Genomic DNA, 26,773 nt, shown 5'->3' with positions numbered 1-26,773 from the left:
CATCAAATCAGCCCGCGCTGAATGAGCACCTGGTGCGCTGAAAGCGCATCTTCAGCCAGGTACAAATCAGCTATCTCGCAAGTTCTTACGGACAACTCGGCGTGGTGGATGCATACCGTTGGTCCGACAATTATTTTTGGGCCACTGACCCCCGCCAGAAGTTTCGGCAACTGTGCGAGTTGCATGGCTTTGCTGGAATACAGCAGTACGCCACGCGATTGCAGATGTTCGACCGCCAATGCCAGTTCCCCGGCTGGCAACGGCCAGTCAAAGACTTGCACCGGACAATCATTGCTGCTGATCAGCCACGCGCATAGCCACAGATGAGGTTCCAGTGGCAGGTCGGAGTGATTGATCAGCAGCAGCGGCGCTGAATGCAACTGACGGTTGTTATGGTAGATGCGCGCGCCGAATTTGCTGCGTAACCATGAATAAAAGAACACGCGCTCCATCTGCGCACCGAACTGGCCCTGCCAGCGTTGCTCAAGATCGGCCAGAAGCGGCATCAGCAATTGTTCGCACAGGGTGCGCGGCGGATACAGCGCCATGGCTTGATTGACGCTGTCGTCGAGGTTGCGTTCATTGAGTTGCGTGACGGCCATCAACAGTGTCTGACGCAATCGTTGCCAGTCGTTTTCCACCGTTTCGCTGAACGCTTGCGGGGTCTCGAGCAACGGCTTGACCTGACTGACCGCAACGCCGCGGTTGAGCCAGGTGAGGATGGTCAGGATCCGTTGCACATGCTCGGCCGAATACAGCCGATGCCCCTTGGGTGTGCGCTGCGGCACGATCAGCCCATAACGGCGTTCCCATGCGCGCAGAGTGATCGCGTTGACGCCGGTTTGCCGCGCCACTTCGCGGATCGGCAGCCAGCCTTCGTCGAGGGCTTTTTTAAAGTCCGCGCCCAAGTCTTCCTGGGCGCTGCTATCGGTTTTTTCAGTCATTAGATGGCGTTTCGCAAGCTGAGATTTTCCGGATGCGGTTGCAGATAAACCTGCTGCGCAATGTACGGGTCCGGATGGAGGCGAAAGTGATGCTTGAGCAGGGTCAACGGCACGACCAGCGGCACGATGCCGAGGCGGTACTGGCCGATGACATGTTGCATCTCTTGTTTGTCTTCGGCGCTGATCGCCTGTTTCAGATACCCGCTGATGTGTAACAGGACGTTGCTATGGGTGCCACGGGTGGCGCATTTTTTAAGCGCCGCCATCAGTTCGCTGAAGTAGCGTGGGCCCAGTTGCGCAGGGTCGCTCTGCGCCATGTTGCCTAACAACTGCCCCAGTGCCTTGTATTGCAGAGGGTTGTGGGCCATCAGCTGATATTTGTAGCGCGAATGGAATTCCGTGAGGGCACGGCGGCTCAGGCCTTGGGCAAGCAACTGCTGCCAGTCGCGGTAGGCGAGCACGCGGGTAATGAAGTTCTCGCGCAGCACCGGATCGTTCAGGCGGCCGGCTTCTTCCACCGGCAAGTCCGGGTGCCGTGCACAGAAGGCTTGAGCATAGATGCCGCGTCCGCCGCCGTTCACCGGGGCGCCGTTGGCGTGATAGACCTTGACCCGTTCCAGTCCGCAGGACGGTGACTGCTGCATGAAGATGTAGCCGCAGATGTCATTCAGTTCGGCGGCCATCTTCTGGCCGTACTCGGCCAGTGGCTGGGTGACGTTGATTGCGGGGTTGACGGTGCCAATGGCTTCGGGATGCTCCGGGTCGCCGACCAGGCGAATCGGCTCGCGAGGAATGCCCAGGCCAATCGCGACTTCCGGGCACAGCGGGACGAACTCGAAATATTCCGAGAGCGTGCGGCTGCACAGTCGCGACTCCTTGTGACCACCGTTGTAGCGCACCTCGGCACCCAGCAGGCAGGCGCTGATGGCGATTTTGGGTTTAAGCGCAGAAGGTTCGGACATGAGCACCTCGAATCTATACCTGTACAGAGGTTTGCCTCTGTACAACTTTTCCTCAGCATAGATTGTGGGGTGTACAAGTCAAATGATTTGTATAGGTTTTTGCGGGGGGGGAGCTCACTTCCAGCCCAAATGCCATTCAGCCGGGTCTTTCAGGATTTGCCAATCGAGTCGCTCGGCGCGCTGGGTCAGCACGGCCTGCAACTCAATCTCAAGCACCGTGCCTTCCTCATCGCAGAACAGTTCGGTCACCAGAAAATGCTTCTCGCGGTTTTTCGGCTGGGCTGCTGTCCATTTCGACAGCAGCAATTTGCGCGGATTGATGCGGTTCATTGCAGGTGCTCGTGCAAGCGTCGCGCGGCCTCCTGACCACTGAGCCATGCACCTTCGACACGTCCCGACAGGCACCAGTCGCCGCAGGCATACAAGCCCAGATCGGCATCGGCCAGCGTGCCCCATTCGTGGCCGGTCGCCGGGCGGGCATAGAGCCAGCGATGGGCGAGGCTGAAGGTCGGGGCGGGCATCGCGCCGTGCAGCAATTCGGCGAAAGCACCGTGCAGTTGCTCAATGACCGCCTCTTTGGACAGGTCGATGTGCTGCCGGCTCCACGCGCTTGTGGCATGCAACACCCAAGTGTCGAGGGTGTTGTCGCGCCCCGGCTTGCTGCGGTTGCGCGCCAGCCAATCGAGTGGGCTGTCCTGCACGAAGCAGCCTTCGATGGGGGTCTCCAGCGGCGTATCGAAGGCGAGGGCAACGGCCCAGGTGGGGTCCATTTTCACCCCGGCGGCGGCCCCGGCGAGTTTCGGCGCGGCGGCCAGCAATGCGGTGGCCTGCGGCGCGGGCGTGGCAATCACCACATGACTGAAAGGCCCGTGGGTGAAACCTTCGGCGTCTTGCAGATGCCAGTGTTCTTCGCCACGGAAGACCTCGGTGATCCGGCAAGCGAAATGCACTTCCATGCCATCGAGCAAGCCGCGTGTGATTGCGCTCATGCGTGGCGCGCCAACCCAACGGGTCTGCTCGTCCGGGGAGAGGTTGAGTTGCCCGCCCTGATAGGTGTAGAGCTGCGGCGTCCACTCGGCGACCCAGCCCTGGCTTTGCCAGCGCTGCACCTCGGTGACGAAGCGCCGGTCGCGGGCGGTGAAGTATTGCGCGCCCATGTCCAGCGAACCGGCGTCGCTGCGTTTGCTCGACATGCGTCCGCCGCTGCCGCGACTTTTATCGAACAACTGGACGGTGTACCCGGTCTCTGTCAGAGCCTGGGCCGCCGAGAGCCCGGCGATGCCGGTGCCGATGATTGCGATAGGTACAGTCATAGGGGCCTCGTTTACCTTTCTGTACAGAACAGACTACGCTGCTGATGAAACCTGTACAATTTTGTTTTTTGGTATAACTTCTAGCATTCTCGTTCGGACAGCTTGGCCTATGGTTAAACAATAGAGCCTGCCCGATAGAAAAGATCCCTGCTTCTAAAAATAGACTAGTGATCCGGGTAAAACGCCACGCGAGGAAGATGTCATGCATATATTGCTGACCGGCGGTACTGGTTTGATAGGGCGTCAGCTCTGCCGACATTGGTCTGGGCAGGGCCATCGTCTGACGGTGTGGAGTCGACGTCCGGAAACGGTCGCAAAAACCTGTGGTGCCCAAGTGCGTGGAGTTGCGCGCCTGGAGGACCTCGGCGAAGAAACTGTCGACGCCATCATCAATCTTGCTGGCGCACCGATTGCCGACCGACTCTGGACGCATCGACGCAAAGCGTTGCTGTGGAGCAGCCGTATCACGCTGACGGAAACGTTGTTGGCATGGCTCGAAACGCGGGCGCAGAAACCGTCGCTGCTGATCTCCGGGTCCGCCATCGGTTGGTATGGCGACGGTGGTGAACGTGAGCTGACGGAAGAGTCGCCGCCGGTCATCGACGATTTCGCCAGTCAGTTGTGCATCGCCTGGGAAGAAACGGCCCTGCGTGCCGAGTCTCAGGGCATTCGCGTGGTGCTTGTGCGAACCGGTCTGGTGCTGTCGGCTGAGGGCGGTTTTTTGTCGCGGCTGTTACTGCCGTTCAAGCTCGGGCTGGGCGGGCCGCTGGGCAATGGCCGGCAGTGGATGCCGTGGATTCATATCGACGATCAAATCGCCTTGATTGATTTTCTTCTGCTCCGCGATCAGGCGAGTGGTCCTTATAATGCGTGCGCGCCGAACCCTGTGCGCAATCGCGAATTTGCCAAGACGTTGGGCAGCGTACTGCACCGCCCGGCGTTCATGCCGATGCCGACGCTGGCGCTCAAAGTCGGCCTCGGCGAGATGTCTTTGTTGTTGCTGGGCGGCCAACGGGCCACGCCGGCACGCTTGCTGGAAGCGGGCTTCACTTTCCAGTTCACGGATTTACGCGCGGCCCTGGATGATCTCTCCAGCCGCCTCTGAAATAGGACGTTGCATGACCGATCACGCCTTGCTTCTGGTCAACCTGGGCTCCCCGGCCTCCACCTCGGTGGCCGATGTGCGCAGCTACCTCAATCAGTTTTTGATGGACCCGTACGTGATTGACCTGCCGTGGCCGGTAAGGCGTTTGCTGGTGTCGTTGATCCTGATCAAACGCCCCGAGCAATCGGCCCACGCCTATGCTTCGATCTGGTGGGAGGAGGGTTCGCCGTTGGTGGTGCTCAGTCGTCGTTTGCAGCAGCAGATGACCCAACAGTGGAACCGTGGCCCGGTTGATTTGGCGATGCGTTACGGCGAGCCGTCGATTGAAACCTGCCTGTTGCGATTGGTCGCGGCGGGGCACAAACGCATCACACTGGCGCCGCTTTATCCCCAGTTCGCTGACAGCACCACTACCACGGTGATCGAAGAGGCGAAGCGTGTCATTGGCAGCAAAAATCTCAATGTGCAGCTCTCGTTGCTGCAACCGTTCTACGATCAGCCGGAATACATTGAAGCGCTGGTCGAAAGCGCCAGGCCGCACTTGCAGCAGGACTACGATCACCTGCTGCTGAGCTTCCATGGCTTGCCCGAGCGGCACCTGACCAAACTCGATCCGACCGGCAATCATTGCTTCAAGAATGAAGATTGCTGCAAGAACGCATCGCCTGAGGTCTTGGCCACCTGTTATCGCGCGCAATGCCTGCGCACGGCGGCGTTGTTCGCTGAGCGCATGGGGCTGACGGATGGCAAATGGTCGGTGTCGTTTCAGTCGCGTCTGGGCCGAGCGAAGTGGATCGAGCCCTATACCGAGGCGCGGCTCGATGAGCTGGCGAAAAGCGGCGTGAAGAAGATTCTGGTGATGTGCCCGGCGTTTGTCGCTGACTGCATCGAGACACTGGAAGAGATTGGTGATCGCGGCAAGGAGCAGTTCTGCGAAGCCGGGGGAGAGGATCTGGTGCTGGTGCCGTGCCTCAATGACGACCCGCAATGGGCGAAGGCGCTGGCCACTCTGTGTGAACGAGCGCCGTTGGCGCTTTAAAAGCTTCGCGAGCAAGCTCGCTCCCACAGGGTCTGTGTTGCCACAAATGTTGTGTGCTCAGCAGATTCACTGTGGGAGCGCTCGCGAAAGCGGTCCTTCAGGCAATAAAGATTTTCAGCCGTCAGACCAGCGGCTCATCCGCCTTCTTGTGCTTCCAGCTGTCATTGCCCGGCAGGATCAGGTTCAGCGCAATCGCCACCACCGCGCATAGCGCAATGCCTTTGAGGCCGAAGTCGTCAGGCCCGGTGCCCGTGCCGACCAGCACGCCGCCAATCCCGAACACCAGCGTCACCGAAACGATCACCAGATTGCGCGCCTCGGCCAAGTCGATCTTGTGACGGATCAGGGTGTTCATCCCCACCGCCGCGATCGAACCGAACAACAGGCACAGAATCCCGCCCATCACCGGTACAGGAATGCTCTGCAGCAGCGCGCCGAACTTGCCGACAAACGCCAGGCTGATGGCGAAAATCGCCGCCCAGGTCATGATTTTCGGGTTGTAGTTCTTGGTCAGCATCACCGCGCCAGTCACTTCGGCGTAGGTGGTATTCGGCGGGCCGCCGAACAGTCCCGCAGCGGTAGTGGCGATGCCATCACCGAGCAGGGTGCGGTGCAGGCCCGGCTTCTTCAGATAGTCGCGACCGGTCACGCTGCCGACCGCAATCACGCCGCCGATGTGTTCAATCGCAGGCGCCAACGCGACCGGAACGATGAACAGAATTGCCTGCCAGTTGAACTCCGGCGCCGTGAAGTGCGGGATGGCAAACCAAGGGGCAGCGGCAATCTTCGCGGTATCGACCACGCCGAAATAGAACGCCATGGCAAAACCGACCAGTACGCCGGAAATGATCGGCACCAGGCGGAAGATGCCTTTGCCGAACACCGCCACGATCAACGTGGTCAGCAGCGCTGGCATCGAGATCATCATCGCGGTCTGGTAGTGGATCAGTTCGGAACCGTCGCCGGCCTTGCCCATTGCCATGTTCGCGGCAATCGGCGCCATGGCCAGGCCGATCGAAATGATCACCGGGCCAATCACCACCGGCGGCAGCAGACGGTCGATGAACCCGGTGCCTTTGATCTTCACGGCCAGGCCCAGGAAGGTGTAGACGAAACCGGCCGCCATCACGCCGCCCATGGTCGCGGCGAGGCCGAACTGGCCCTTGGCGAGAATGATCGGCGTGATGAACGCAAAGCTCGACGCCAGGAACACCGGCACCTGACGCCCGGTGACGATCTGGAACAGAATCGTCCCAAGACCTGCGGTGAACAGTGCCACGTTCGGGTCAAGGCCCGTGATCAGCGGCATCAGCACCAGGGCGCCGAAAGCCACGAACAGCATCTGCGCGCCGGACAACACCGTGCGCCAGAGCGGATCGTTGAACTCTTGCTGCATGGTCACGCGTCCTTCTGCTTGGTGCCGAAGATCTTGTCACCGGCATCGCCCAGCCCTGGGATGATGTAACCGTGTTCGTTCAAGCGTTCATCGATGGACGCGGTGTAAATGGTCACGTCCGGGTGAGCCTTTTCTACGGCGGCGATGCCTTCCGGCGCGGCCACCAGCACCATGGCGCGGATGTCCTTGCAACCGGCCTTCTTCAGCAGGTCGATGGTCGCGACCATGGAACTGCCGGTGGCGAGCATCGGGTCGATGATCATGGCCAAACGTTCGTCGATTTCCGGAACCAGTTTTTCCAGATAGGTGTGTGCTTGCAGGGTTTCTTCGTTGCGGGCAACGCCCACAGCGCTGACCTTGGCGCCCGGGATCAGGCTCAGCACGCCTTCAAGCATGCCGATGCCGGCGCGCAGGATCGGCACCACGGTGATCTTCTTGCCAGCGATTTTCTCCACCGACACCGTGCCGCACCAACCGGCAATGTCGTAGGATTCCAGCGGCAAATCTTTTGTAGCTTCGTAGGTCAACAGTGCGCCGACTTCCTGAGCAAGCTCGCGGAAATTCTTGGTGCTGATGTCGGCGCGGCGCATAAGACCGAGTTTATGACGGATCAGCGGATGGCGGATCTCAAGGATGGGCATGGGAAAGGCTCCGGCGGCGGGCAAAAAAACCGGCCTAGATTAATCTATCCGAGGGTGATGTCCTATAGGACATCGAGTACGTTAGTCCATAAAGGCTTGATCTGGCCTCGCTTGATGCGTACCTTTGCCCGCTTTTCCTGATTCCGCCACCCCTTGGAGAGCACCATGTCCGCTGATCTCGAGCATATCCGTCAAATCATGCGAGAGGCTGACTGCCTGTACACCGAGTCTGAAGTCGAGGCGGCCATCGCCCGCGTCGGTGCACAAATCAACGAACAACTGGCTGATAGCAATCCGGTGGTGTTCTGCGTGATGAACGGTGGCCTGATCTTCTCCGGCAAACTGCTGACTCATCTGAGTTTCCCGCTGGAAGCGTCCTACCTGCACGCCACCCGCTATCGCAACGAAACCAGCGGCGGCGACCTGTTCTGGAAAGCCAAGCCGGAAGTCTCGTTCATCGACCGCGACGTGCTGATCATCGACGACATCCTCGACGAGGGTCACACCCTGGGCGCGATCATCGACTTCTGCAAACACGCTGGGGCGCGCAAAGTGCACACCGCCGTGCTGATCGACAAGGATCACGACCGCAAAGCGCGTCCTGACCTGAAAGCCGATTTCGTCGGCCTGCCGTGCATCGACCGTTACATCTTCGGTTACGGCATGGACTACAAAGGCTACTGGCGCAACGCCAACGGGATCTTTGCCGTCAAAGGCATGTAACCCACGCCTTGATCTAACGGCGGGAACGGGCTTGCTCGCGAAGGCGTCGTGTCAGTCAATATCATTGACAAGGGACACACCGCTTTCGCGAGCAAGCCCGCTCCCACAGTTGTTTGGTGTGCGCTGATCGATTTTCATACACCCCATGCTAGAGTGCTCGGCCCCGCCCCCGGAGCCTGTCATGAGCCTCTTGATCCGCAGCTTTGCCGCCCTGTTGCTGACCCTAAGCCTGCCTCTGGCCGCCGCGCCGATGCACAGTCAATTCCTGCCGCCGGACGACCTGACCCTGCGCGCTGCCGCGCCCGAACAGCAGCAACTGCTGCAAGTGACCGACTATTCGGTGGTCGTGGGGGCGCAACGCCCATCCAATCAGCAGCCGATTCCGGTCACCTCGTCCCTGATGATTCGCCTCAAGGGCAAACCCCTGAACAAGGGCGCGACGATCGCTCAGGTGCTGGTGAGTTTTGATGGCGAAAGCAAAAGCCTGAAAAAACCGGTTTACGACGATAAGGGCAAGACGCTCACCCTGTTTTACCCGTTGTCGCAATACCGCGTGGTGATCGACTTGCTGCGCCACGATACCGTGTATGTGCAGTTCCTCAGCTACGCCAACGGCCATGTCTGGGCCGATTTGCACACCGGGGCCGTTCGATCGCGTTGAGCCCGGCGGCGGGGCAGGGGTAAACTGCCGACCCCGTGTCATGTCTGCGAGCTGGAGTCGGCAATGCGTAAAGATAAGAAACAAGTGATTGGTGACGAGATTGGCGATGAGCAGATCAAGCTGTTCCTCGATTTTGAACCGATCGATGCCACTTCGCCGTCGCTGCACAAATTGATCAAGGCGTACCGAGGCCTGCGCATCGATGACTTCGAGCGCTTTCTGACGTTCTTTGTCGCGGCGGGTTACGACGTGGATGGCAAGGATGAGCAGGGCCAGACATTCGTTGACCACATCAAGGATCAGCGCAACGCTGCTGACTACATCGAATTGATCGAAAAAGCCCGGGGCTAAAAACCTGAGGCACAAAAAAACGCCCCGCACTCACTGAGTGCGGGGCGTTTTTTATGCGGCAAGATCAAGCGTAGCTTGGGGTCTCGCTGCTTTCTTCAACCAGTTCCAGGGCGATGTTGTTCTGCGTGTTGATCTTGCGATACAGCGCCGCATCGGTTTCCAGGACTTTTTCACGGGCCGGGAAGATTTCGGCCAGTTTGGCCGCCCACTCACCCTTGGCCTTGCCCGGGAAGCACTTCTCGATCAGTTCGAGCATGATCGAAACGGTCACTGATGCACCCGGCGAAGCACCGAGCAGGGCGGCGAGGGAGCCGTCCTTGGCCGAAACCAGCTCGGTACCGAATTGCAGGATGCCGCCCTTTTTCGGGTCTTTCTTGATGATCTGCACCCGCTGACCGGCCACTTCCAGGCGCCAGTCTTCGGCTTTCGCCTCAGGGTAGAAGCGGCGCAGGGATTCCAGGCGCTGCTCCATCGACTGCATCACTTCGCTGACCAGGTATTTGGTCAGGTCCATGTTGTTCTTCGCCACCGCCAGCATCGGCCCGATGTTGCCGGCGCGAACCGACATCGGCAGGTCCATGAAGGAGCCGTGCTTGAGGAACTTGGTGGTGAAACCGGCGTATGGCCCGAACAGCAGGGATTTCTTGCCATCGACCACGCGGGTGTCCAGGTGCGGCACCGACATCGGTGGCGAACCCACCGCTGCCTGGCTGTAGACCTTGGCCTGGTGGTGTTTGACCACTTGCGGATTATCGCAACGCAGCCACTGGCCGCTGATCGGGAAACCGCCGAAACCTTTGCTTTCTTCGATACCCGAAGCCTGCAGCAACGGCAGTGCCGCGCCACCCGCGCCGAGGAAAACGAATTTGGCGTCGACTTCACGGCTGCTGCCGCTGTTGACGTCCTTGATGCTGACGGTCCAGCCGGCGCCGTTACGCTTGAGGCCGGTGACGCGTTTGCAGTATTTGACTTGAGCGTCGGGGGCGCTGGTCAGGTGCTTGAGCAACTGATTGGTCAGAGCGCCGAAGTTGACGTCGGTACCGTTCATCACCCGGGTCGCGGCGAGCACTTCGTCCGGCGCGCGCCCCGGCATCATCAACGGCATCCACTCGGCCATTGTGGCCTTGTCTTCGGTGTATTCCATGTCGGAAAACGCGTGGTGCTTGTGCAGCACATCAAAGCGTTCCTTGAGGAAGGAAACGCCTTTGTCGCCCTGCACGAAGCTCAGATGCGGGACCGGGCTGATGAAGGATTTGCACGAGCCGAACGTGCCTTTCTTGGTCAGGTACGACCAGAACTGCTTCGACACCTCGAACTGGGTGTTGATGTGCACGGCTTTCTTGATGTCGACGGTGCCATCAGCCGCCTGCGGCGTGTAGTTCAGCTCACACAGGCCAGCGTGGCCGGTACCGGCGTTGTTCCATGGGTTGGAACTCTCGGCAGCACCGGAATCCATCAGCTCGACAACTTCCAGCTTGATCGCCGGATCGAGCTCTTTGAGCAGTACGGCAAGGGTGGCACTCATGATGCCGGCCCCAACCAGAACTACGTCGACTGCTTCGTTATGCGCCATTTAACGCGTCTCCAAAATCTGCAGCACCAAATTGTCGGCATGGCTGCCAGGCATTCAAGGGCAGGTCAGTAAACCCAGGATGCCCATGGTCAGGTTCGCCATGTCCGAATCTTCGCAATTTTTCGCAACTTCGACGGACGCATGCGGCCTGGCTTTACGAGCTCCATGAACTCATTTCAGCACGCGGCTGGCAATTCGACTTATGGTCGAGACATCCGTTTTGTGCAACCAAATCCGTAGCGGACAGGCTTCAGGCTCTGGTATTCGAGGTATACCCGGTCCTGTGTCGTTGGGCTGTTTCAGACGCTAATGGTGCATGTTCAGACGCAAAACTATTCATTTGCTCGCCACACTCTTGTGAAGTTGTGAAAACCCGTTTTTTTCACGCTCTTTTGAAGACGTGAACCTCAAAAAAGGGCTGTCCAAGCCTGGCAACCTGCCCGAAGGGGCAAAACATCTCGGTGGCCGAGCGTAATGACAGCTCTGCAGATTCGCGAAAAGCGGGTTTTTGCCGCAGGAACAGGCAAGCACGCCAACTTCACTCGATCTGTGTGGGCGGCTCTCTGTGGGCGATTTGGATGTCGATGCATGCGCATTGACGCTGTTGCGGGGCCCGATCAGGAGACGTCCTTATAATCGGGGGGAGATTGTATCGAAGAAATGCGCGGAGTTGGTTGTGTTTAATGACTTTTATTAGGCATCCGGTCAGATGCTCAACTGGACCTGAGCGTTTGCGCGCGGTTGACGCTGGGCGATCCGGGCGCTGGCAGGCAGCGGATTACGCAACCAATTGAGGCGGATTTCTTCGATTTCCACCCATCCGTCGCCCATTGGCTGCAGGCTGCACTGCTTGAACGCCTGGCAGTGGCCGTTGCGGTCGAGCAGGGCAAAGCAGCGGTGCAGCGGGCGTGGGGCGAACAACGAGATCAAATAGCGCATGGCCGAGTACCTTGTTGGAGGACTGGTTCGAGCTTGCCCGCAGGCCGTGACGTCAAGGTGTATGGGCGGTGAACAATCTGTGACAGGAACCGCTTTCATCAGGGTTTGTCAGACATTTCAGTATTCATTGTGCGGTGCTGGTTCCGCGCAGTGGCCCACCGCTATACTGCGGGCCTGTTTGTGCCTGATTCTGGAGAAAAGAGCATGTTGCAACGCCTGTTGTTCGGTTTGATCACTGTGGCCGGTTTGACTCTGGCCGGCTGCGCCCACAGCCCGCAACAACTGAGTCCGGAACCGAAGCTGACCACGCAACTGGCGGCGGTCGGCCGTGGCCAGCCTGTGGTGGTGCGTGTGGTCGACGGTCGTCCGTCGCCAACCCTGGGCACCCGTGGCGGTCTGTACCCGGAAACCAGCGTCATCAGCGTGCAGCGCGAGCAGATCCTGCCCAAGTTGCAGGCTCAGGCTGAAGCCGCCGTGCGTCTGCTCGGGTTCACCCCGACCAACAACGCACCGAACGCACCGCAGTTGACCGTGACCCTGGCGGAGCTGAAATACCAGTCGCCGAAAGAAGGCATGTACGTGACCGAGGCGACTATCGGCGCGACCTTCCGCTCCGACGTGCAGAACGCCAACCGTCGCTACAGCGGCCGTTACGGTGCTTCGCTGGATCAGCGCTTCGGCATGGCGCCCAACCAGGAAACCAACACCAAACTGGTCAGCGACGTGTTGAGCGATGCGTTGACGCGTCTGTTCAAGGACCCGACCGTGGGTCAGGTCCTCGCCGAGTAAGCTTTCGGCGCAGTAAAAAAAGCCCGGTGCCAGTGATGGCTCCGGGCTTTTTTGTGGGCGCTGTCTTTGAACCTTGCACAAATCCCCTGTGGGAGCGGCGGCGGGTCAGGCGGCTTGAGAATAGAAATCGAGAACGCTCACGCCTGTCAGCAGATCCGTCTCCGGCAAATCCGCATGCTGATGCCCGCCGAGGGCGCAATACACCAGCCAGTGGCGATCCTGAACATTGAAGGCAAGGCTGCCGACGAGACTTTGCTGATCGTCGTAGGGGGTGATGAGGTACAGGCGATCCTGGTTTTCAGCGTGAAGCATGACGTGTTCCGTGTCGGTTTCGAGGCGCGCATGGTGGTGCATCCACATGACGAAGCCGTGACACAGGACAGCCATCGGTCGATTGATGCGTTATTTGTCGTAAAGGGGAGGCGTCGAAGGTATGTTTCGGTAAAATCCGCGCCGCGGTCGTCGCGCCTGGCGCCTGCCACACCGATTAAGTTTGAGGGTCTGTGATGTCGCTGCACTTGATGACGCTGTTTACCGCCCATCCCGCCAAATTGATCAATCTGCTGGCACTGTTGCTCGCGTTTCCGGGCAGTTGGTTGCTGCACGCGACCCGCCGCCGTGAACAGCGCGCCATGGCCAGTATCGCGGCCCAGCGTCAGGCTCAGCCCAATGCCGAACCGATTCTGGATTGGGCAACGCTGCGCATGAATCGGTTTTTCTATCGCTTTGGCTTTGCCTGCCTGGGCCTGGCACTGCTCATTTCGTGGATCAGCACGCGCTACTGATGATTTTCAGGCATGAAAAACGGCGCTCGAGGGCGCCGTTTCTGTATCTGGCCGACGCCGCTTACAGCGCTAACCCAGCCTTGACCCGGTACTGATTGCGCACCGGCGTTGCATATTGCAGCACCAGATACGGGCGATGCTCTTCAGGGCAAGCATCCAGTCGGCTCTGCCACTCTTCTTGCGCCTTGGCCAATTCATCGGCCGGGAATACCTCCGCAGCCTTCGGCACGTTCACTTGTGGATCAGCGTCCGCCCACTGCGCATAGGCCAGGTAATGCACCGGGAACAGGCGGTAGCCGCCCAGAATCTGCTTGTCCATCTCGATCGCCAATTGCTTGGTGTCTTCGAAGCACTCGGTGATCGGCGCGGCAAAGTTCACATGCACCCGGCCCTTGTAGCCGGTGATGCCCTTGGCGATGCTCACGTCATCTTCGCCCGGCACTTTGGCGTAGGTGCCGGTGGTGGCGCGGATGTACAGCTCGCGGGCCTTGGCCTGGTCGCAGGGGTCGTATTCGTAGCTGATCGACACCGGGGTGACGTTCAGTGACTGAATCACTTCGCCGAACGGTTCGTCCTTGCGGCTCATGTGGAACATTTTGAGGATCGCCGACTCGGTGCGGTCGTCGCCATCCTTCGCCCGGCCTTCGGCCTGCGCGATCCAGATCGAGGCGCAGTCGTTGCGGATCGAGTGGTTGATGTAGGCCGACAGCAACTGGTACGCGGCCATTTTCTCGCGGCGCCCGGTGATCGAACGGTGAACGATAAAACTCTTGTTCAGGCGCATCAGATCGCTGACGAACGGCTTTTGCAAAAGGTTGTCGCCGATGGCGATACGCGGGGTCGGCAGGCCGGCGTGGTACACGGCATAGTTGACGAAGGCCGGGTCCATCACGATGTCGCGGTGGTTGGCGATGAACAGATAGGCACTGCCTGACTTGAATTGCTCGACACCGGTGTAGGTCACGCCATCGGTGGCGCGCTCGATGGTGTGGTCGACGTAGAACTCGACTTTATCTTGTAAGGTAGCTACCGAGTTGACGCCGGCGAACTCACGACGCAGCCGATGGGCTATAAGGGGTTTGAGCATCCAGCCGAAAGGACCGGCAAAACGCGGGAAGCGGAAGTGGGTGAGGATATCTAGAAACGCCTTGTCGCCGAGCAGTCTTGCCAGTACCGCAGGTACTTCGCTGTCGTCGTAAGGTCGGATGGCATCGAATTCGCCCATCATGCTCTCTTGTTGGAAACGGCTAGGGTAAGTAAAGGTTTTGATCGAAAACCCGCGGGGCACGGTCTGAAAAGGTAGCCAGACAAAAATAGCCCTGCAAATAGACCGGCGATTATACGCACAAGTCACTTGGGAGACCGCGATGCTGGAAACCGCTGAGTATGAATGTCCGTATTGTGGTGAAGATGTCGAGACGACGCTGGATCTGTCTGGCGGCGACCAGACCTACATCGAGGACTGTCAGGTGTGTTGTCGGCCGATCACATTCGTATTGCAGGTTCACGAAGAAGAATGGCACCTGGAAGTCTTCAGCGAAAACGAGTGAGGGGCGCCCATGCAGCGAATCTACGAACCGGAGAGCCTGATGGAAGGCGAAATGCTCAAAGGCATGCTCGCCAGCGAAGGTATTGAAGCGCTCCTGGTGGGCCGGGATCTGCTCGGCGGCACGGGTGAATTGCCGATTTTTGGACTGCTGGGGCTTTCGGTGGATAACGATCAGGCCGAGTACGCCCGCGAACTGATCACCGCGTACAATGCCGCGCTGCCGCTGCCCGGCGATGAACCGGAGAGCTTCCCCGGGACGCTGGTCTGTTAGGCTGACGTTCGTTTTACTTCTGAGTCGTGTTGCCCCATGTGTGGACGTTATGCCCTGTTTCGCTGGAACCGCGACTTCGCGGCGCTGCCTGGTTTTCCCGCCGATCAACAGGCGCAGTGGAACATTTCCCCCAATGATTCGGTGTTGATGCTGCGCGCCGAGGCCGACGGCCAGCGCACGCTGGCCCGGGCCCGATGGGGGCTGACGCCGCCGTGGTTGACCGATTTGTCGAAAACACCGGCGCATGCCCGGGCAGAAACAGTGGCCGAACAGCCGATGTTTCGCGAGGCACTGCGCCTGCGTCGCTGCCTGCTGCCGGCCAACGGCTTTTACGAGTGGCGGGGTACCCAACGCAAACGCCCGTACTGGCTGACGCCGGGGGAGGGTTCTTCGCTGTTTTTTGCGGCGATCTGGGAGGCATATCCGGTGCAGGAACAGGTGTGGCTGAGTACCGCCGTCATCACTCAGCCGGCGGCCAGTCAGCGCCGGCCGTTGATTCTCGATGAGGCGGGGCAGGCCGCTTGGCTCAATCCCGAAACACCGTTGCATGTGTTGCAGGGTTTGCTGGCCAGTGAGCCTGCCGCGCTGCGCGAGCGGGTGCTGGCGAATCTGATCAATGATCCGAAGCTCAATGGGCCGGAGTGTCTGACCCCGGGGTAGTGCGTTGACTGCATTGACGCCTTGGCGCGCAAGCCCGCGCCCACCATTGGAATTCACTCCAGGGTGGTAGCGGGCTTGCTCGACAAGGCGCCTTTGGATCAGACCTTGAACTGATTGATCAACCGCCGCTGCTGCTCCGCCAGTTTGGTCAGGTCGGCACTGGCCGAACTCGACTCATCCGCGCCGCCCGCCACCTCATTGGCCACCTGGCCAATATTGATCACGTTGCGGTTGATGTCATCGGCCACCGCGCTCTGCTCCTCGGCCGCACTGGCAATCTGCGTATTCATGTCGTTGATCACCGACACCGCCTGGGTAATCGTCTCCAGCGCCTCGGCCGCTTTCGAGGCGTGCTGCACGCTTTCGTCGGTGCGGTTCTGGCTGTCTTCCATGACCCGCACCACATCGCGGGTGCCCTGTTGCAGTTGCTGGATCATGGTCTGGATTTCTTCGGTGGCTTTCTGGGTTTTCTGCGCCAGATTGCGCACCTCGTCCGCCACCACCGCAAAGCCGCGACCTTGTTCGCCGGCACGCGCCGCTTCGATCGCCGCGTTCAGCGCCAACAGGTTGGTCTGTTCGGCGATCCCGCGAATCGCGGTGAGGATCGCGTTGATGTTCTCGCTGTCCTTGGCCAGGGTTTGCACCACACCCACAGCCTTGCCGATTTCCACCGCCAGCACGCCAATCGAATGGGAGGTATCGCGGACAATCTGCATGCCCTGGCTGGCGGCTTGATCGGCATGGCTCGCTGCTTGCGCCGCTTGGGTCGCGTTGCGCGCCACATCTTGCGCGGTGGCGGTCATTTCCTGCACGGCGGTGGCGACCTGATCGATCTCGGCCATTTGTTTCTGGATGCCGATGTTGGTGCGAATCGCGATGTCGGCGGTGTGTTCCGACGAGTCGCTGACGCTCTGCACCGACGTCACCACTTGGGTAATCATCGCCTGCAACTTGCTCAGGAAGGTGTTGAAACCCTTGGCAATCGAACCCAATTCGTCGCTGCGATCACTGCTCAAGCGACGGGTCAGATCACCTTCACCCTGGGCAATGTCATCCAGCATCGCGACCATCTGCTTGAGTGGCCGGGCAATGCCGTGGCCCACCAGCCAGATCACCAGCAGGCCGACGCCAGCGATGATCAGACCGACCATGGCCATGCCGAAGGTGTCGGACTTGCGCTGGGCATCGAGGTCGCCCTGCAGTTTTTGCAGATCAGCCATCACCGCGTTGATCGGCAGTTGCAGCATCAACGTCCAGCGCGCGTCAGTCTGGCCAATGCCGAACGGCAAGTACAATTCGATGCGCCCCTTGTCCTTATTGACGGAGTAGGTGACTTCGCCGCGCTTGAGGTTGGCCATGCTGGCAATCTGTTCGGCGTCGAGAATGTCGCTGACCTTTTCGCCGAATTTGCTCGGATCCTTGGTGTAGGCGACGATCCGGCCATTGCTGCCGATCAGGGCCATTTCTCCGGCGCCGCTGTAGAGTTTCTGATTGGCGCCCAGGAGCATTTCCTGGATGAAGTTCACCGACAGGTCGGCGCCGACGATGCCCTGGAATGCGCCGTTGAGCATGATCGGTTCGATAAAGGAGGCGAGCATGACGATCTTGTCGCCGACCTTGTAGGGCGCAGGATCGATCACGCAGGATTTTTTGCGCTCTTTCGAACACAGGTAGTACTCGCTGGCGCGCACGCCGGTGGAGAGGACTTTCTGGTCGTCGACGTCCACCAGTTTGTCCAGGCCCAGGGTGCCGTTGTCGTTGCGGAACCACCATGGCAGGAAGCGCCCGTTGGCTGCGTCGATACCGACGACGCGGGTGCCGACGTAGGCTGCGTCATTGTGGTCCAGTGCGTTTTTTTCCCACGCGATGTAGGTGCCGAGAATCTTCGGGTTCTTTTCGACGTTCTCTTTGATCAGGCTGATCAACTGTTCACGGCTGACGCTCAGGCGTGGCTGGCCATCGGCGCCGGGCGTGCCGAGCAAGGCGTTGACCCGCACCAGCCCGCCGGCAATCAGCAACGGCGCTTCGAGTTCGCGCTGAATCTGGCTGACCTGGGTTTGTGCCAGTGAGGTCAGTCGCTGTTCGATGACTTGTTCAAACTGGGCCTGAGTGCGTTGCTGCACCATTTCCTGAGTGCGGGCGCCAGAGAACAGCGCGTACAGCACCAGCGCGGCAACCACGCTGAGTACGATAGCGCCGGCCAGGGCGGCGACGGAAAACTGGATCGACTTGAACTTCATGGGAGCTCCGCACGCAAGAGGATGTCTGCGGTGATGTATCGGCAGCGGGCAATGAGCCATGAATGGTGCAAGGCGCAATTGGGTGGGGATGTCGCAAATGGATGCGTGCGCGACGCAGTTGTCGGGGGCTTGCGGTCGCTGTGAATTTTTTACGACAGTGCGGGCGGGAAATATCTGAAAGCCGCTGCAATACGTCTGTTGACTCTGGCGCCGATACCATTACCCGCCTACGATACGCGCACGTTTTCAGGGAGCTTTTGAATGAACAAGACATTGGTTGTAAGTGCACTGAGCGCAGCGCTGTTGCTGGCCGGTTGTCAGTCGGTCAACACCACCAGCGGCGGAGCCGTAGGGGTGGAGCGCAAGCAGTACATGTTCAGCATGCTGTCCTCGCAAGAGGTCGACCAGATGTATGCCCAGTCGTATCAGAAAACCGTCGGCGAGGCGTCGAGCAAAGGCGTGCTGGACAAAACCAGTCCTGAGGCCAAGCGCGTTCAGGCGATTGCCAACCGCTTGATCGCTCAGGCGCCGAACTTCCGCCCGGATGCCGCGCAGTGGCAATGGGAAGTCAATCTGATCAAGAGCGATGAGCTCAACGCCAACTGCGGCCCCGGCGGCAAGATCATCTTCTACACCGGGCTGATCGACAGCCTGAAACTCACCGACGATGAGATCGCCGCGGTCATGGGCCATGAAATTGCCCACGCCCTGCGCGAGCACGGTCGTGAAGCGATGTCCAAGGCCTATGGCGTTGAAATGGCCAAACAGGGCGCGGGCGCACTGTTTGGTCTGGGGCAGGACAGCCTGGCGCTGGCCGACACCGTGGCCAACTACGGCATGACCTTGCCCAACAGCCGAGCCAACGAAAACGAAGCCGACCTGATTGGTCTGGAACTGGCCGCTCGCGCCGGTTACAACCCGAACGCGGCGATCACCTTGTGGAACAAGATGAGCAAGGCTTCGGAAGGTTCTCCACCGGAGTTCATGAGCACTCACCCGGCGTCGAGCAGCCGTATTGCCTCGTTGCAGGCGGCGATTCCGAAGGTCATGCCGCTGTACGAGAAAGCGCCGAAGTCCTGATGGTTTTGCAGCGAGGCTGATTGCCCCTTCGCGAGCAAGCCCGCTCTCACTTTGGAATGCACTCCATAGTGGGGGCTGGTTTGCTCGCGAAGAACGCTGACAGGGTCTATCGACTTACGCCGTCAAACCCAGCCACTGCTTTGCATCGCCTTGTACACCGCAACGACTGCCAAAATCAGGAATGCCGAAGCCGCCAATCGACGGATCAATGTCAGTGGCAGTTTTTCCGCCGCAAAATTACCGGCCAATACCACCGGCACGTTGGCAATCAACATGCCCAGGGTGGTGCCGATAATCACCAGCCAAAGCTCCGGATATTGCGCAGCCAGCATGACGGTGGCGATCTGGGTCTTGTCTCCGATTTCCGCGAGGAAGAACGCAATCAGCGTCGTGAGGAACGGCCCGAATTTGCGTGCCGTGCTCGCTTCATCGTCGTCCATTTTGTCCGGGACCAGCGTCCACAACGCCGTGGCCGTAAAGCTGGCGGCGAGAATCCAGTGCAGTACCGAATCGGAGAAGAAGCTGCCGAACCAGGCACCGACCGCACCGGCTGCTGCGTGGTTGGCCAGCGTTGCGGCGACGATACCGGCAATGATCGGCCAGGGTTTGCGGAAGCGAGCGGCGAGAATCAGCGCGAGCAGTTGCGTCTTGTCGCCGATTTCGGCCAAGGCAACGATTGCGGTGGGAACGAGTAACGAGTCCAGCATCAGGATTTCCTAAGGGGCGGGTCGACACGGCTATGACACGTACAGCCTTCCCGCCCCGGGTAAGGTGTTCGTGTCATAGGTCTTGTCAAACCCTGCTATCCGTCTGGTGCGGACGCTTGGGTCGCATACGCCATGATCTGAGGATCAAGTATGTTGACGTATGCCGGACGAGCTTGGCGCTCGTGGGAGACTACTCCCCTAGGACGGAGCGGATTCTGCCTAGGCAGAATCCATTCGGCAAGTGCTAATTTTCAGCCGCGCTTGGCCCGGTAAATCCGGAATCCGTTGCCCTCGGCCTTGATCGCACACACGCCCAGATGCTCTTCGATCAGTGGCTGATACTTCAGGAAACTGTTCGCCACCAAGCGCAGTTCGCCACCGTTTTTCAGATGTTTGACCGCTTTTCGCAGCAAGTTCTCGGTGGCGAAATAATCGGTGTGCACGCCGACATGGAACGGCGGGTTGCTCAGAATCGCGCTCAAACCCATTGGTGCCGCATCGATTCCGTCACCGGTCAGCACCTCGCCTTCCAGGCCGTTGGCTGCCAAGGTCAGACGACTGCTGGCCGCAGCAAACGCATCGACGTCCAGCAACGTGACCTGGTTGTGCGGGTAACGACGTTTGACCGCTGCCCCCAACACGCCCGCGCCACAACCGAAGTCGAGCAGATGACCGCTCGGCAGTTTGTCCAGATGTTCCAGCAGCAGGGCACTGCCGCGATCCAGTCGGCCGTGGCTGAACACGCCGGGCAGGCTGATGACTTTCAACGGGCCTTCAGCCAGCGGCAATTCGTAAGTCTGCGCCAGGCTTTCCAGCGATTTTGCTTCTGGCGCATTGGCCACGGTCACTTGCCACAGTTGGCAATGCCGGGCGCTGTCGAGTTTGCGCGGCTTGCCGAACGGGTTGAGTTGCTTGGACGCACCTTCGATGCCGCTGCGTTTTTCCCCGACCAGAAACACCTCACGCCCCGGCAGACGTGCGGCCACAGCGTTGAGGATGTAATCGGTCAGGTCTTTGGATTTGGGCAGAAACACCACGGCGCTGTCGAATTCGCGCTCCGGGATATTCACGCCAAAGTGGCTGCGGCCTTCGAAGCGAGCGTCGAGCGCGGCTTGATCGCCGGCGTGCCAGCACCAGCCAAAGGCGTTGGGCAGACGTGCGAGCAAATCGTCGGCAGGCAATCCGGCCAGCAATAGCGAGCCCTGGAATAACTCGGCCTGACGAAGCAGTACTTCACTGCGCGGATCCATAACTGCTCCTCAAAAAAAGTGCCGCAGTTTATCAACTGACGACCCGCAGCGCCTTAGCGCTGAAAAACGCCTGAGCGTTTTCAGTCAATTGACCCACGATACGTTGCCGGGCCTCGCGACTGCCCCAAGCGTTGTGCGGCGTGACGATCAGGCGCGGGATGTCGGCGGCCAGCAGTGGATTGCCCTGGGTGGGCGGCTCGACGCTGAGCACATCGGTAGCGGCGCCGCCGAGATGGCCATTGCGCAAGGCGTCGGCCAAGGCCTGTTCGTCGATCAGTCCGCCACGGGCGGTATTGACCACGAACGCGCCGGGCTTCATCGACGCCAGTTCGCGAGCACCGATGAACTGGCGAGTGTGTTCGTTGAGCGGGCAGTGCAGGGTCAGCGCGTCGATCTGCGGCAGCAATTGATCCAGTGGCAGACGATCCGGCCGGGCCGGGCGGCCGGGGATTTGCCCCAGCAGCACGCGCATGCCGAAGGCTTCAGCCAACCGGGCAACGGCACCGCCGAGTTCGCCATGCCCAAGCAGGCCGAGGGTTTTGCCTTCCAGTTCGACAATCGGGTAGTCCAGCAGACAGAACTGTTTTGCTTGCTGCCAGCGACCTTCGCCCACCGCTTGCTGGTAATCGGCCAAGCGCGTGGCGAGATTGAGCAGCAGCATGATCGTGTGCTGCGCCACCGATGGCGTGCCGTAACCCTGGCAGTTGCACACGGTGATGCCGTGAGCACGGGCGGCGGCCAGATCAACGTTATTGGTGCCGGTGGCGGTGATCAGGATCAGTTTCAGTTCCGGGCTGGCGGCCATCGCTGCGTCGTCGATCAGGATCTTGTTGGTTATGGCCACGGTGGCACCTTGCAGGCGTTCGGCGACGTGTTCAGGCAGGGTCTGGGTGAACAGTTGCAAGTCAGTGAAGCAGGCGCGCAAAGGGCTGAGGTCAAGATCGCCGAGATCCAGCGAAGGGTGATCGAGGAATACGGCGCGGCGCGAGTTAGTCATCAACTGTACCTTTTGTGCAGTGAACGGAAGGCGTAATCTGCCGAGCCTATCAGATGAAACAAAACGTTACGCCTGGCCTAAAGGAGCCCCCATGTACTGGACCGAGTTCTTGACCGTTGCACTGATCCACTTGCTGGCCGTCGCCAGCCCCGGCCCGGACTTTGCCGTGGTGGTGCGCGAGAGCGTGACCCACGGTCGCCGCGCCGGCACATGGACGGCGCTGGGTGTGGGCACGGCGATTTTTCTGCACGTTGGCTATTCGTTGCTCGGCATCGGCCTGATCGTGTCGCAGTCGATCGTGTTGTTCAACGCGTTGAAATGGGCGGCGGCGGCTTATTTGCTGTACATCGGCTTCAAGGCCCTGCGCGCGCAACCGGCGAAAACCGTCAGCGATGATCTGCACAAAGAAGCCGGTGAGCGCACCGCACGCGGCGCGTTCACTTCAGGCTTTGTGACTAACGGCCTGAACCCGAAAGCCACGCTGTTTTTCCTGTCACTGTTCACTGTGGTGATCAACCCGCATACGCCGCTGTCGGTGCAGGCCGGTTACGGGGTTTACCTGGCCGTCGCGACCGCCACCTGGTTCTGCCTTGTCGCGATGCTGTTCAGCCAACAGCGCGTGCGCGCCGGTTTCGCCCGCATGGGCCACTGGTTCGACCGCACCATGGGCGCGGTGCTGATCGCTATCGGCGTGAAGCTGGCGTTCACCGAGATGCACTAGGCGATGGATAACCGGCAAATGCTGGCGCAAAGCTAGCATTTGTACGGCTGTGCAAATCATTCCTTTGGCTGATTTGGCTGGCGTATAAGGGTTTTAGAGTACAAATCTCTACGCCAACACCGTGCAGTCAGAAAAGGGATTCTTATGTTGCAGACTCGCGTCATTCCCCCGGCCGATGGGGCCTACCAGTATCCATTGCTGATCAAGCGGCTGCTGATGTCCGGCGCCCGTTACGAGAAAACCCGCGAGATCGTCTACCGAGACCAGTTGCGCTACAGCTATCCGACCCTGATCGAGCGTGTGGCGCGGCTGGCCAATGTGCTGACGGCGGCGGGCGTCAAGGCCGGTGACACCGTGGCGGTGATGGACTGGGACAGCCATCGTTATCTGGAATGCATGTTTGCCGTGCCGATGATCGGCGCGGTGATCCACACGATCAACGTGCGTCTGTCGCCTGAACAGATCCTCTACACCATGAACCACGCCGAGGACCGCTTTGTGCTGGTCAACAGCGAGTTTGCAGGTCTCTATCAGGCCATCGCGCCGCAACTGACCACCGTCGAGAAAACCCTGCTGCTCACCGATCTGCCGGAAAAAACCGCCGAGTTGCCGAATCTGGTTGGCGAGTACGAACAACTGCTGGCCGCCGCGAGCCCGCAGTACGACTTCCAGGATTTCGACGAAAATTCGGTTGCCACCACGTTCTACACGACCGGCACCACCGGCAACCCGAAAGGCGTGTATTTCACCCATCGGCAACTGGTGCTGCACACCATGGGCGTGTCGACGATCATGGGCTGCATCGACAGCGTGCGCCTGCTCGGCACCAGCGACGTGTACATGCCGATCACCCCGATGTTCCACGTACACGCCTGGGGCCTGCCGTATGTGGCGACCATGCTCGGGCTCAAACAGGTTTACCCGGGGCGTTACGATCCGGAGTTTCTGGTGGAGTTGTGGCGCAAGGAGAAGGTCACGTTCTCCCACTGCGTGCCGACGATCCTGCAAATGTTGCTCAATGCCAAGGGCGCGCAAGGCACCGATTTCGGTGGCTGGAAAATCGTCATTGGCGGCAGCGCACTCAATCGCACCTTGTACGAAACCGCCAAGGCGCGCGGCATTCAGCTCACGGCGGCGTACGGCATGTCGGAAACCGGGCCGCTGGTTTCCTGCGCACATCTCAATGATGAGCTGATGGCCGGCACCGAGGATGAGCGCACCACGTATCGGATCAAGGCCGGTGTCCCTGGACCGCTGGTGGAAGCCGCGATCATCGACGCCGAGGGCAATTTCCTCCCGGCCGACGGTGAGACTCAAGGCGAACTGGTATTGCGCGCGCCATGGCTGACCGAAGGCTATTTCAACGAGCCGCAGAAGGGCGCTGAGCTCTGGGCCGGCGGCTGGCTGCACACCGGTGACGTGGCGACGCTCGACAGCATGGGCGTGATCGACATCCGCGACCGCATCAAGGACGTGATCAAGACCGGTGGCGAATGGATTTCCTCGCTGGACCTCGAAGACCTGATCAGCCGCCATGTCGCGGTACGCGAAGTAGCAGTGGTGGGCATCGCTGATCCGCAGTGGGGGGAGCGTCCGTTTGCCCTGCTGGTGATCCGTGAAGGGCACGAGATCGGGGCGCGTGAGCTCAAGGAACACCTCAAGCCGTTTGTGGAATTGGGGCACCTGAGCAAGTGGGCGATCCCGAGCCAGATTGCCCTTGTTACCGAAATTCCCAAGACCAGCGTTGGCAAGCTCGACAAGAAGCGCATCCGCCTCGACATCACCCAATGGCAGGCCAACAACAGTACCTTCCTTTCGACACTTTGAGTGTCCGCCGGCGCGCCGAAAACGGCGCGCCAGGCCCCCCAAGCAAGCGCTTGGCTTGTGAAATCGAAAAAATCAGCCATCCTTGCCGTGCCGACATGTGTCGGACTGGCAAAAGGACTGTTCCAGAGTGGCCGGCAGCTGCAAATCACACTTTAGAGGGATCAAGCTCTACAACCTGCTGGCTATAGTCCACTCAAGGATTTTTAAGAACGGGGCACACGCACAAAACGGGGCGATGCATCTTTGGAGTGATTTCGGTCAGCCTTTGGCAGCCGGTCCTTCAGGCGTTTTTAAAAGTACTCACTGCCATAACAATAATGCACATGGAGTAGCGTCGATGACCTCAGTAAACCAGTTCTGGCGCCGGGCGAAACTGCCTCTGGCGGTCAGTCTTGCCTCTTCGCTCGCCGGGCCCGCATTCGGCGTCAGTTTCAACGTCGGTGAAATCGAAGGCCAGTTCGATTCGTCCCTGTCGATCGGTGCCAGTTGGTCTACTCAGCAGCCGAACAAGAACCTCATCGGCGTCAACAACGGCGGTCACGGCCTGTCCCAGACATCTGACGACGGTCACGCCAACTTCAAGAGCGGTGAGACGTTCTCGAAGATCTTCAAGGGTATCCATGACCTCGAACTGAAATACGGCGACACCGGTGTGTTCGTTCGTGGCAAATACTGGTACGACTTCGAACTCAAGGATGAAAGCCGCCAGTTCAAGGACATCAGCGACAACAACCGCAAGGAGGGCGCCAAATCCTCGGGCGGGCAGATTCTCGATGCCTTCGTCTACCACAACTACTCCATCGCCGATGAGCCAGGCTCCGTGCGTCTGGGCAAGCAGGTCGTAAGCTGGGGTGAAAGTACCTTCATCGGCGGCGGTATCAACTCGATCAACCCGATCGACGTGTCTGCATTCCGTCGTCCGGGCGCCGAGATCAAGGAAGGCCTGATCCCGGTCAACATGTTCTACGTGTCCCAGAGCCTGACCGAAAACCTGTCGGCCGAAGCCTTCTATCAGTTGGAATGGGACCAGACCGTCGTCGACAACTGCGGCACCTTCTTCGCTCAGCCGGACATCATTGCCGACGGTTGCACCGACAACCTGCGGGTTTTGAACAAGCGCTCGCAGATTCCGGGCATTGCCTTGGGGCCTTTGGCGGCCAACGGGGTCAATGTCAACGAAGAGGGGGTTCTGGTGCGCCGTGGCGCCGACCGCGATGCCCGTGACAGCGGTCAGTGGGGCGCGTCGTTCCGCTACATGTACGAGCCGCTGGACACCGAATTCGGTGCCTATTTCATGAACTACCACAGCCGTGCACCGATCTTCAGCGCCACGGGCGCGCCACAATCGGTCTATAACGGCGTGGCGGCACTACCCGCGGCATTTCGTGCACTGGGGCCGCTGTTGGTCGCGGGTAACTCGAAGTACTTTGTCGAATACCCTGAAGACATCCGTCTCTACGGCTTGAGTTTCTCCACCACCCTGCCTACCGGTACGGCGTGGAGCGGTGAAATCAGCTACCGGCCGAACGCGCCGGTACAACTGAACTCCACCGATATCCTGTTCGCCGGTGTCCGTCCGCTGGGCGGCCCGTACAGCAATGCGTCGCTGCTAAACGGTGTACCGGGCCAGGATCTGCATGGTTACGAGCGCAAGGAAATCACCCAACTGCAAACCACGTTCACGCACTTCTTCGATCAGGTGATGGGCGCCAGCCGTCTGACCCTGGTGGGTGAGGTGGGCATGACTTACGTGGGCGGTCTGGAAAGCAAGTCCGACAAGCGTTATGGCCGTGACCCGGTCTACGGCCCGGGCGAACTGCCAGCCACCGGTGGCGTCGACACCTGCGCCAACATTCTCAACAACGGCACCATCAACGGTGCGGGGCCAGGTTCGCCGCAGAACAACCGCAGCCGTAATTGCACCAACGAAGGTTTCACCACTGCCGCGTCCTGGGGCTACCGCGGTCGCGCCATCTGGGAATACAACGATGTATTCGCTGGCGTGAACCTCAAGCCGAACGTGGCTTGGTCTCATGACGTCAGCGGCTACTCGCCAGGCCCTGGCGGTAACTTCGAGGAAGGTCGCAAAGCCGTCAGCCTGGGCGTCGATGCCGAGTACCAGAACACCTACACCGCGAGCCTGGCGTACACCAACTTCTTCGACGGCAAGTACACCACGGTGGATGACCGCGATTTCGTAGCGCTCAGCTTCGGCGTGAACTTCTAAGCACTGCATTTCAGGACGAACGA

The 26,773-nt window shown here is 59.8% G+C and carries 28 protein-coding genes, 1 pseudogene and 1 riboswitch; of the genes and pseudogenes, 14 read left to right on the top strand and 15 right to left on the bottom strand.

The features are described 5' to 3' along the window. Positions 1–2 precede the first annotated feature (2 nt). The 4 genes from AACY02_RS12545 to AACY02_RS12530 form a co-directional block, all read right to left on the bottom strand. Complete coding sequence (locus tag AACY02_RS12545; RefSeq protein WP_339432194.1) at positions 3–944, bottom strand: MerR family transcriptional regulator; 942 nt, start codon at positions 942–944, stop codon at positions 3–5. Next, on the bottom strand, positions 944–1,906 hold the full coding sequence (locus tag AACY02_RS12540) for a YbgA family protein (RefSeq protein WP_339432193.1): 963 nt from the start codon (positions 1,904–1,906) through the stop codon (positions 944–946). The genes AACY02_RS12545 and AACY02_RS12540 overlap by 1 nt, the downstream gene beginning before the upstream one ends. Positions 1,907–2,020: 114 nt before the next feature. After that, the gene (locus AACY02_RS12535; protein WP_339432192.1) at positions 2,021–2,236 is read right to left on the bottom strand and encodes a TIGR02450 family Trp-rich protein; all 216 of its coding nucleotides are present in this window, start codon (positions 2,234–2,236) and stop codon (positions 2,021–2,023) included. After that, positions 2,233–3,219 carry an NAD(P)/FAD-dependent oxidoreductase gene (locus AACY02_RS12530; RefSeq protein WP_339432191.1) on the bottom strand — a complete coding sequence of 329 codons (987 nt, stop codon included), beginning with the start codon at positions 3,217–3,219 and terminating at the stop codon, positions 2,233–2,235. The genes AACY02_RS12535 and AACY02_RS12530 overlap by 4 nt, the downstream gene beginning before the upstream one ends. A gap of 202 nt (positions 3,220–3,421) precedes the next feature. On the opposite strand from AACY02_RS12530, the gene AACY02_RS12525 reads away from it, so the two are divergent. Continuing rightward, positions 3,422–4,324, top strand: coding sequence for a TIGR01777 family oxidoreductase (locus AACY02_RS12525; protein WP_339432190.1), 903 nt, complete (start codon positions 3,422–3,424; stop codon positions 4,322–4,324). A gap of 13 nt (positions 4,325–4,337) precedes the next feature. Next, on the top strand, positions 4,338–5,363 hold the full coding sequence (gene hemH / locus AACY02_RS12520) for a ferrochelatase (protein ID WP_339432189.1): 1,026 nt from the start codon (positions 4,338–4,340) through the stop codon (positions 5,361–5,363). Between the two features lie 121 nt (positions 5,364–5,484). On the opposite strand, the gene AACY02_RS12515 is transcribed toward hemH, so the two are convergent. Together AACY02_RS12515 and upp are read right to left on the bottom strand one after the other, a co-directional pair. Beyond that, positions 5,485–6,759 carry a uracil-xanthine permease family protein gene (locus AACY02_RS12515; protein WP_339432188.1) on the bottom strand — a complete coding sequence of 425 codons (1,275 nt, stop codon included), beginning with the start codon at positions 6,757–6,759 and terminating at the stop codon, positions 5,485–5,487. 2 nt (positions 6,760–6,761) lie between these two features. Next, complete coding sequence (gene upp, locus AACY02_RS12510; RefSeq protein ID WP_007912842.1) at positions 6,762–7,400, bottom strand: uracil phosphoribosyltransferase; 639 nt, start codon at positions 7,398–7,400, stop codon at positions 6,762–6,764. Positions 7,401–7,565: 165 nt separating this feature from the next. Here upp and AACY02_RS12505 point away from each other — a divergent pair, with 165 nt between their 5' ends. From AACY02_RS12505 to AACY02_RS12495, 3 genes are all read left to right on the top strand, one after another. Continuing rightward, positions 7,566–8,123, top strand: a complete 558-nt coding sequence (locus tag AACY02_RS12505) for a hypoxanthine-guanine phosphoribosyltransferase (protein ID WP_339432187.1) — start codon at positions 7,566–7,568, stop codon at positions 8,121–8,123. Between the two features lie 181 nt (positions 8,124–8,304). Further along, the gene (locus AACY02_RS12500) at positions 8,305–8,784 is read left to right on the top strand and encodes a hypothetical protein (RefSeq protein WP_339432186.1); all 480 of its coding nucleotides are present in this window, start codon (positions 8,305–8,307) and stop codon (positions 8,782–8,784) included. A gap of 63 nt (positions 8,785–8,847) precedes the next feature. Continuing rightward, positions 8,848–9,135 carry a PA4642 family protein gene (locus AACY02_RS12495; RefSeq protein ID WP_339432185.1) on the top strand — a complete coding sequence of 96 codons (288 nt, stop codon included), beginning with the start codon at positions 8,848–8,850 and terminating at the stop codon, positions 9,133–9,135. 64 nt (positions 9,136–9,199) lie between these two features. Here the strand turns inward: AACY02_RS12495 and mqo are convergent, their stop codons facing one another. Further along, positions 9,200–10,708, bottom strand: a complete 1,509-nt coding sequence (mqo, locus tag AACY02_RS12490; RefSeq protein WP_339432184.1) for a malate dehydrogenase (quinone) — start codon at positions 10,706–10,708, stop codon at positions 9,200–9,202. A 705-nt stretch (positions 10,709–11,413) separates the two neighbouring features. Beyond that, the gene (locus AACY02_RS12485; protein ID WP_339432183.1) at positions 11,414–11,647 is read right to left on the bottom strand and encodes a hypothetical protein; all 234 of its coding nucleotides are present in this window, start codon (positions 11,645–11,647) and stop codon (positions 11,414–11,416) included. Between the two features lie 204 nt (positions 11,648–11,851). Between AACY02_RS12485 and AACY02_RS12480 the strand changes: the two genes are divergently transcribed. Continuing rightward, positions 11,852–12,436 carry a YajG family lipoprotein gene (locus AACY02_RS12480; protein ID WP_221731543.1) on the top strand — a complete coding sequence of 195 codons (585 nt, stop codon included), beginning with the start codon at positions 11,852–11,854 and terminating at the stop codon, positions 12,434–12,436. 105 nt (positions 12,437–12,541) lie between these two features. On the opposite strand, the gene AACY02_RS12475 is transcribed toward AACY02_RS12480, so the two are convergent. Beyond that, on the bottom strand, positions 12,542–12,748 hold the full coding sequence (locus AACY02_RS12475; protein WP_016770662.1) for a hypothetical protein: 207 nt from the start codon (positions 12,746–12,748) through the stop codon (positions 12,542–12,544). A gap of 194 nt (positions 12,749–12,942) precedes the next feature. Here AACY02_RS12475 and AACY02_RS12470 point away from each other — a divergent pair, with 194 nt between their 5' ends. Beyond that, a complete protein-coding gene (locus tag AACY02_RS12470; protein ID WP_221731542.1) occupies positions 12,943–13,221 on the top strand; it encodes a hypothetical protein in 279 nt (92 codons plus the stop codon). Between the two features lie 61 nt (positions 13,222–13,282). On the opposite strand, the gene AACY02_RS12465 is transcribed toward AACY02_RS12470, so the two are convergent. Further along, a complete protein-coding gene (locus AACY02_RS12465; protein WP_339432182.1) occupies positions 13,283–14,446 on the bottom strand; it encodes a 1-acyl-sn-glycerol-3-phosphate acyltransferase in 1,164 nt (387 codons plus the stop codon). 142 nt (positions 14,447–14,588) lie between these two features. On the opposite strand from AACY02_RS12465, the gene AACY02_RS12460 reads away from it, so the two are divergent. The 3 genes from AACY02_RS12460 to AACY02_RS12450 are packed head-to-tail and all read left to right on the top strand — an operon-like array spanning position 14,589 to position 15,701. Further along, positions 14,589–14,771 carry a CPXCG motif-containing cysteine-rich protein gene (locus AACY02_RS12460; RefSeq protein ID WP_339432181.1) on the top strand — a complete coding sequence of 61 codons (183 nt, stop codon included), beginning with the start codon at positions 14,589–14,591 and terminating at the stop codon, positions 14,769–14,771. Between the two features lie 9 nt (positions 14,772–14,780). Continuing rightward, positions 14,781–15,041, top strand: a complete 261-nt coding sequence (locus AACY02_RS12455; RefSeq protein WP_339432180.1) for a putative signal transducing protein — start codon at positions 14,781–14,783, stop codon at positions 15,039–15,041. Positions 15,042–15,077: 36 nt separating this feature from the next. Further along, positions 15,078–15,701 (top strand): SOS response-associated peptidase, encoded by a 624-nt coding sequence (locus tag AACY02_RS12450; protein WP_339432179.1) that lies wholly within the window; start codon positions 15,078–15,080, stop codon positions 15,699–15,701. 98 nt (positions 15,702–15,799) lie between these two features. On the opposite strand, the gene AACY02_RS25990 is transcribed toward AACY02_RS12450, so the two are convergent. After that, on the bottom strand, positions 15,800–16,543 hold the full coding sequence (locus tag AACY02_RS25990) for a methyl-accepting chemotaxis protein (protein ID WP_401138739.1): 744 nt from the start codon (positions 16,541–16,543) through the stop codon (positions 15,800–15,802). Positions 16,544–16,654: 111 nt separating this feature from the next. Further along, a pseudogene (locus tag AACY02_RS25985) lies at positions 16,655–16,852 on the bottom strand (HAMP domain-containing protein); the annotation flags it as partial. A 1,350-nt stretch (positions 16,853–18,202) separates the two neighbouring features. Between AACY02_RS25985 and AACY02_RS12440 the strand changes: the two are divergent. Continuing rightward, positions 18,203–19,021, top strand: a complete 819-nt coding sequence (locus AACY02_RS12440) for a M48 family metallopeptidase (RefSeq protein WP_339432177.1) — start codon at positions 18,203–18,205, stop codon at positions 19,019–19,021. Between the two features lie 122 nt (positions 19,022–19,143). Here AACY02_RS12440 and AACY02_RS12435 read toward each other — a convergent pair whose 3' ends face one another. From AACY02_RS12435 to AACY02_RS12425, 3 genes are all read right to left on the bottom strand, one after another. Then, complete coding sequence (locus AACY02_RS12435) at positions 19,144–19,728, bottom strand: TMEM165/GDT1 family protein (protein ID WP_221731535.1); 585 nt, start codon at positions 19,726–19,728, stop codon at positions 19,144–19,146. Between the two features lie 87 nt (positions 19,729–19,815). Further along, positions 19,816–19,940, bottom strand: a riboswitch (yybP-ykoY riboswitch). Between the two features lie 39 nt (positions 19,941–19,979). Then, positions 19,980–20,978 carry a class I SAM-dependent methyltransferase gene (locus AACY02_RS12430; RefSeq protein ID WP_339432176.1) on the bottom strand — a complete coding sequence of 333 codons (999 nt, stop codon included), beginning with the start codon at positions 20,976–20,978 and terminating at the stop codon, positions 19,980–19,982. A gap of 31 nt (positions 20,979–21,009) precedes the next feature. Beyond that, entirely contained in the window at positions 21,010–21,975 is a 966-nt protein-coding gene (locus AACY02_RS12425; protein WP_339432175.1) for a 2-hydroxyacid dehydrogenase, read from the bottom strand. Positions 21,976–22,066: 91 nt separating this feature from the next. Between AACY02_RS12425 and AACY02_RS12420 the strand changes: the two genes are divergently transcribed. From AACY02_RS12420 to AACY02_RS12410, 3 genes are all read left to right on the top strand, one after another. Continuing rightward, entirely contained in the window at positions 22,067–22,696 is a 630-nt protein-coding gene (locus AACY02_RS12420; RefSeq protein ID WP_339432174.1) for a LysE family translocator, read from the top strand. Between the two features lie 144 nt (positions 22,697–22,840). Continuing rightward, the gene (locus AACY02_RS12415; RefSeq protein ID WP_339432173.1) at positions 22,841–24,523 is read left to right on the top strand and encodes a fatty acid--CoA ligase; all 1,683 of its coding nucleotides are present in this window, start codon (positions 22,841–22,843) and stop codon (positions 24,521–24,523) included. 337 nt (positions 24,524–24,860) lie between these two features. Next, entirely contained in the window at positions 24,861–26,750 is a 1,890-nt protein-coding gene (locus AACY02_RS12410) for a DUF1302 domain-containing protein (protein ID WP_339432172.1), read from the top strand. Positions 26,751–26,773: the final 23 nt, after the last annotated feature.

It is taken from the genome of Pseudomonas sp. EA_65y_Pfl2_P78 (genome assembly GCF_963970495.1).
GTDB classification, from domain to species: Bacteria; Pseudomonadota; Gammaproteobacteria; order Pseudomonadales; family Pseudomonadaceae; genus Aquipseudomonas; species Aquipseudomonas baetica_A.
Note: the sequence above shows the minus strand (reverse complement) of the source record. Positions and strands in the feature narration are given on the sequence as shown.

Bases quoted from the DNA above. Each gene is read 5' to 3' on its own strand.
- AACY02_RS12525 (WP_339432190.1), top strand. From the start codon at position 3,422: ATGCATATATTGCTGACCGGCGGTACTGGTTTGATAGGGCGTCAGCTC.
- AACY02_RS12460 (WP_339432181.1), top strand. From the start codon at position 14,589: ATGCTGGAAACCGCTGAGTATGAATGTCCGTATTGTGGTGAAGATGTC.
- AACY02_RS12475 (WP_016770662.1), bottom strand. From the start codon at position 12,748: ATGCTTCACGCTGAAAACCAGGATCGCCTGTACCTCATCACCCCCTAC.
- AACY02_RS12415 (WP_339432173.1), top strand. From the start codon at position 22,841: ATGTTGCAGACTCGCGTCATTCCCCCGGCCGATGGGGCCTACCAGTAT.
- AACY02_RS12435 (WP_221731535.1), bottom strand. From the start codon at position 19,728: ATGCTGGACTCGTTACTCGTTCCCACCGCAATCGTTGCCTTGGCCGAA.
- AACY02_RS12500 (WP_339432186.1), top strand. From the start codon at position 8,305: ATGAGCCTCTTGATCCGCAGCTTTGCCGCCCTGTTGCTGACCCTAAGC.
- hemH (WP_339432189.1), top strand. From the start codon at position 4,338: ATGACCGATCACGCCTTGCTTCTGGTCAACCTGGGCTCCCCGGCCTCC.
- AACY02_RS12420 (WP_339432174.1), top strand. From the start codon at position 22,067: ATGTACTGGACCGAGTTCTTGACCGTTGCACTGATCCACTTGCTGGCC.
- AACY02_RS12545 (WP_339432194.1), bottom strand. From the start codon at position 944: ATGACTGAAAAAACCGATAGCAGCGCCCAGGAAGACTTGGGCGCGGAC.
- AACY02_RS12430 (WP_339432176.1), bottom strand. From the start codon at position 20,978: ATGGATCCGCGCAGTGAAGTACTGCTTCGTCAGGCCGAGTTATTCCAG.
- AACY02_RS12455 (WP_339432180.1), top strand. From the start codon at position 14,781: ATGCAGCGAATCTACGAACCGGAGAGCCTGATGGAAGGCGAAATGCTC.
- AACY02_RS12470 (WP_221731542.1), top strand. From the start codon at position 12,943: ATGTCGCTGCACTTGATGACGCTGTTTACCGCCCATCCCGCCAAATTG.
- AACY02_RS12535 (WP_339432192.1), bottom strand. From the start codon at position 2,236: ATGAACCGCATCAATCCGCGCAAATTGCTGCTGTCGAAATGGACAGCA.
- AACY02_RS12410 (WP_339432172.1), top strand. From the start codon at position 24,861: ATGACCTCAGTAAACCAGTTCTGGCGCCGGGCGAAACTGCCTCTGGCG.
- AACY02_RS12505 (WP_339432187.1), top strand. From the start codon at position 7,566: ATGTCCGCTGATCTCGAGCATATCCGTCAAATCATGCGAGAGGCTGAC.
- mqo (WP_339432184.1), bottom strand. From the start codon at position 10,708: ATGGCGCATAACGAAGCAGTCGACGTAGTTCTGGTTGGGGCCGGCATC.
- AACY02_RS12480 (WP_221731543.1), top strand. From the start codon at position 11,852: ATGTTGCAACGCCTGTTGTTCGGTTTGATCACTGTGGCCGGTTTGACT.
- AACY02_RS12540 (WP_339432193.1), bottom strand. From the start codon at position 1,906: ATGTCCGAACCTTCTGCGCTTAAACCCAAAATCGCCATCAGCGCCTGC.
- AACY02_RS12495 (WP_339432185.1), top strand. From the start codon at position 8,848: ATGCGTAAAGATAAGAAACAAGTGATTGGTGACGAGATTGGCGATGAG.
- AACY02_RS25990 (WP_401138739.1), bottom strand. From the start codon at position 16,543: ATGGCCGAGATCGATCAGGTCGCCACCGCCGTGCAGGAAATGACCGCC.
- upp (WP_007912842.1), bottom strand. From the start codon at position 7,400: ATGCCCATCCTTGAGATCCGCCATCCGCTGATCCGTCATAAACTCGGT.
- AACY02_RS12530 (WP_339432191.1), bottom strand. From the start codon at position 3,219: ATGACTGTACCTATCGCAATCATCGGCACCGGCATCGCCGGGCTCTCG.
- AACY02_RS12425 (WP_339432175.1), bottom strand. From the start codon at position 21,975: ATGACTAACTCGCGCCGCGCCGTATTCCTCGATCACCCTTCGCTGGAT.
- AACY02_RS12450 (WP_339432179.1), top strand. From the start codon at position 15,078: ATGTGTGGACGTTATGCCCTGTTTCGCTGGAACCGCGACTTCGCGGCG.
- AACY02_RS12440 (WP_339432177.1), top strand. From the start codon at position 18,203: ATGAACAAGACATTGGTTGTAAGTGCACTGAGCGCAGCGCTGTTGCTG.
- AACY02_RS12465 (WP_339432182.1), bottom strand. From the start codon at position 14,446: ATGGGCGAATTCGATGCCATCCGACCTTACGACGACAGCGAAGTACCT.
- AACY02_RS12485 (WP_339432183.1), bottom strand. From the start codon at position 11,647: ATGCGCTATTTGATCTCGTTGTTCGCCCCACGCCCGCTGCACCGCTGC.
- AACY02_RS12515 (WP_339432188.1), bottom strand. From the start codon at position 6,759: ATGCAGCAAGAGTTCAACGATCCGCTCTGGCGCACGGTGTTGTCCGGC.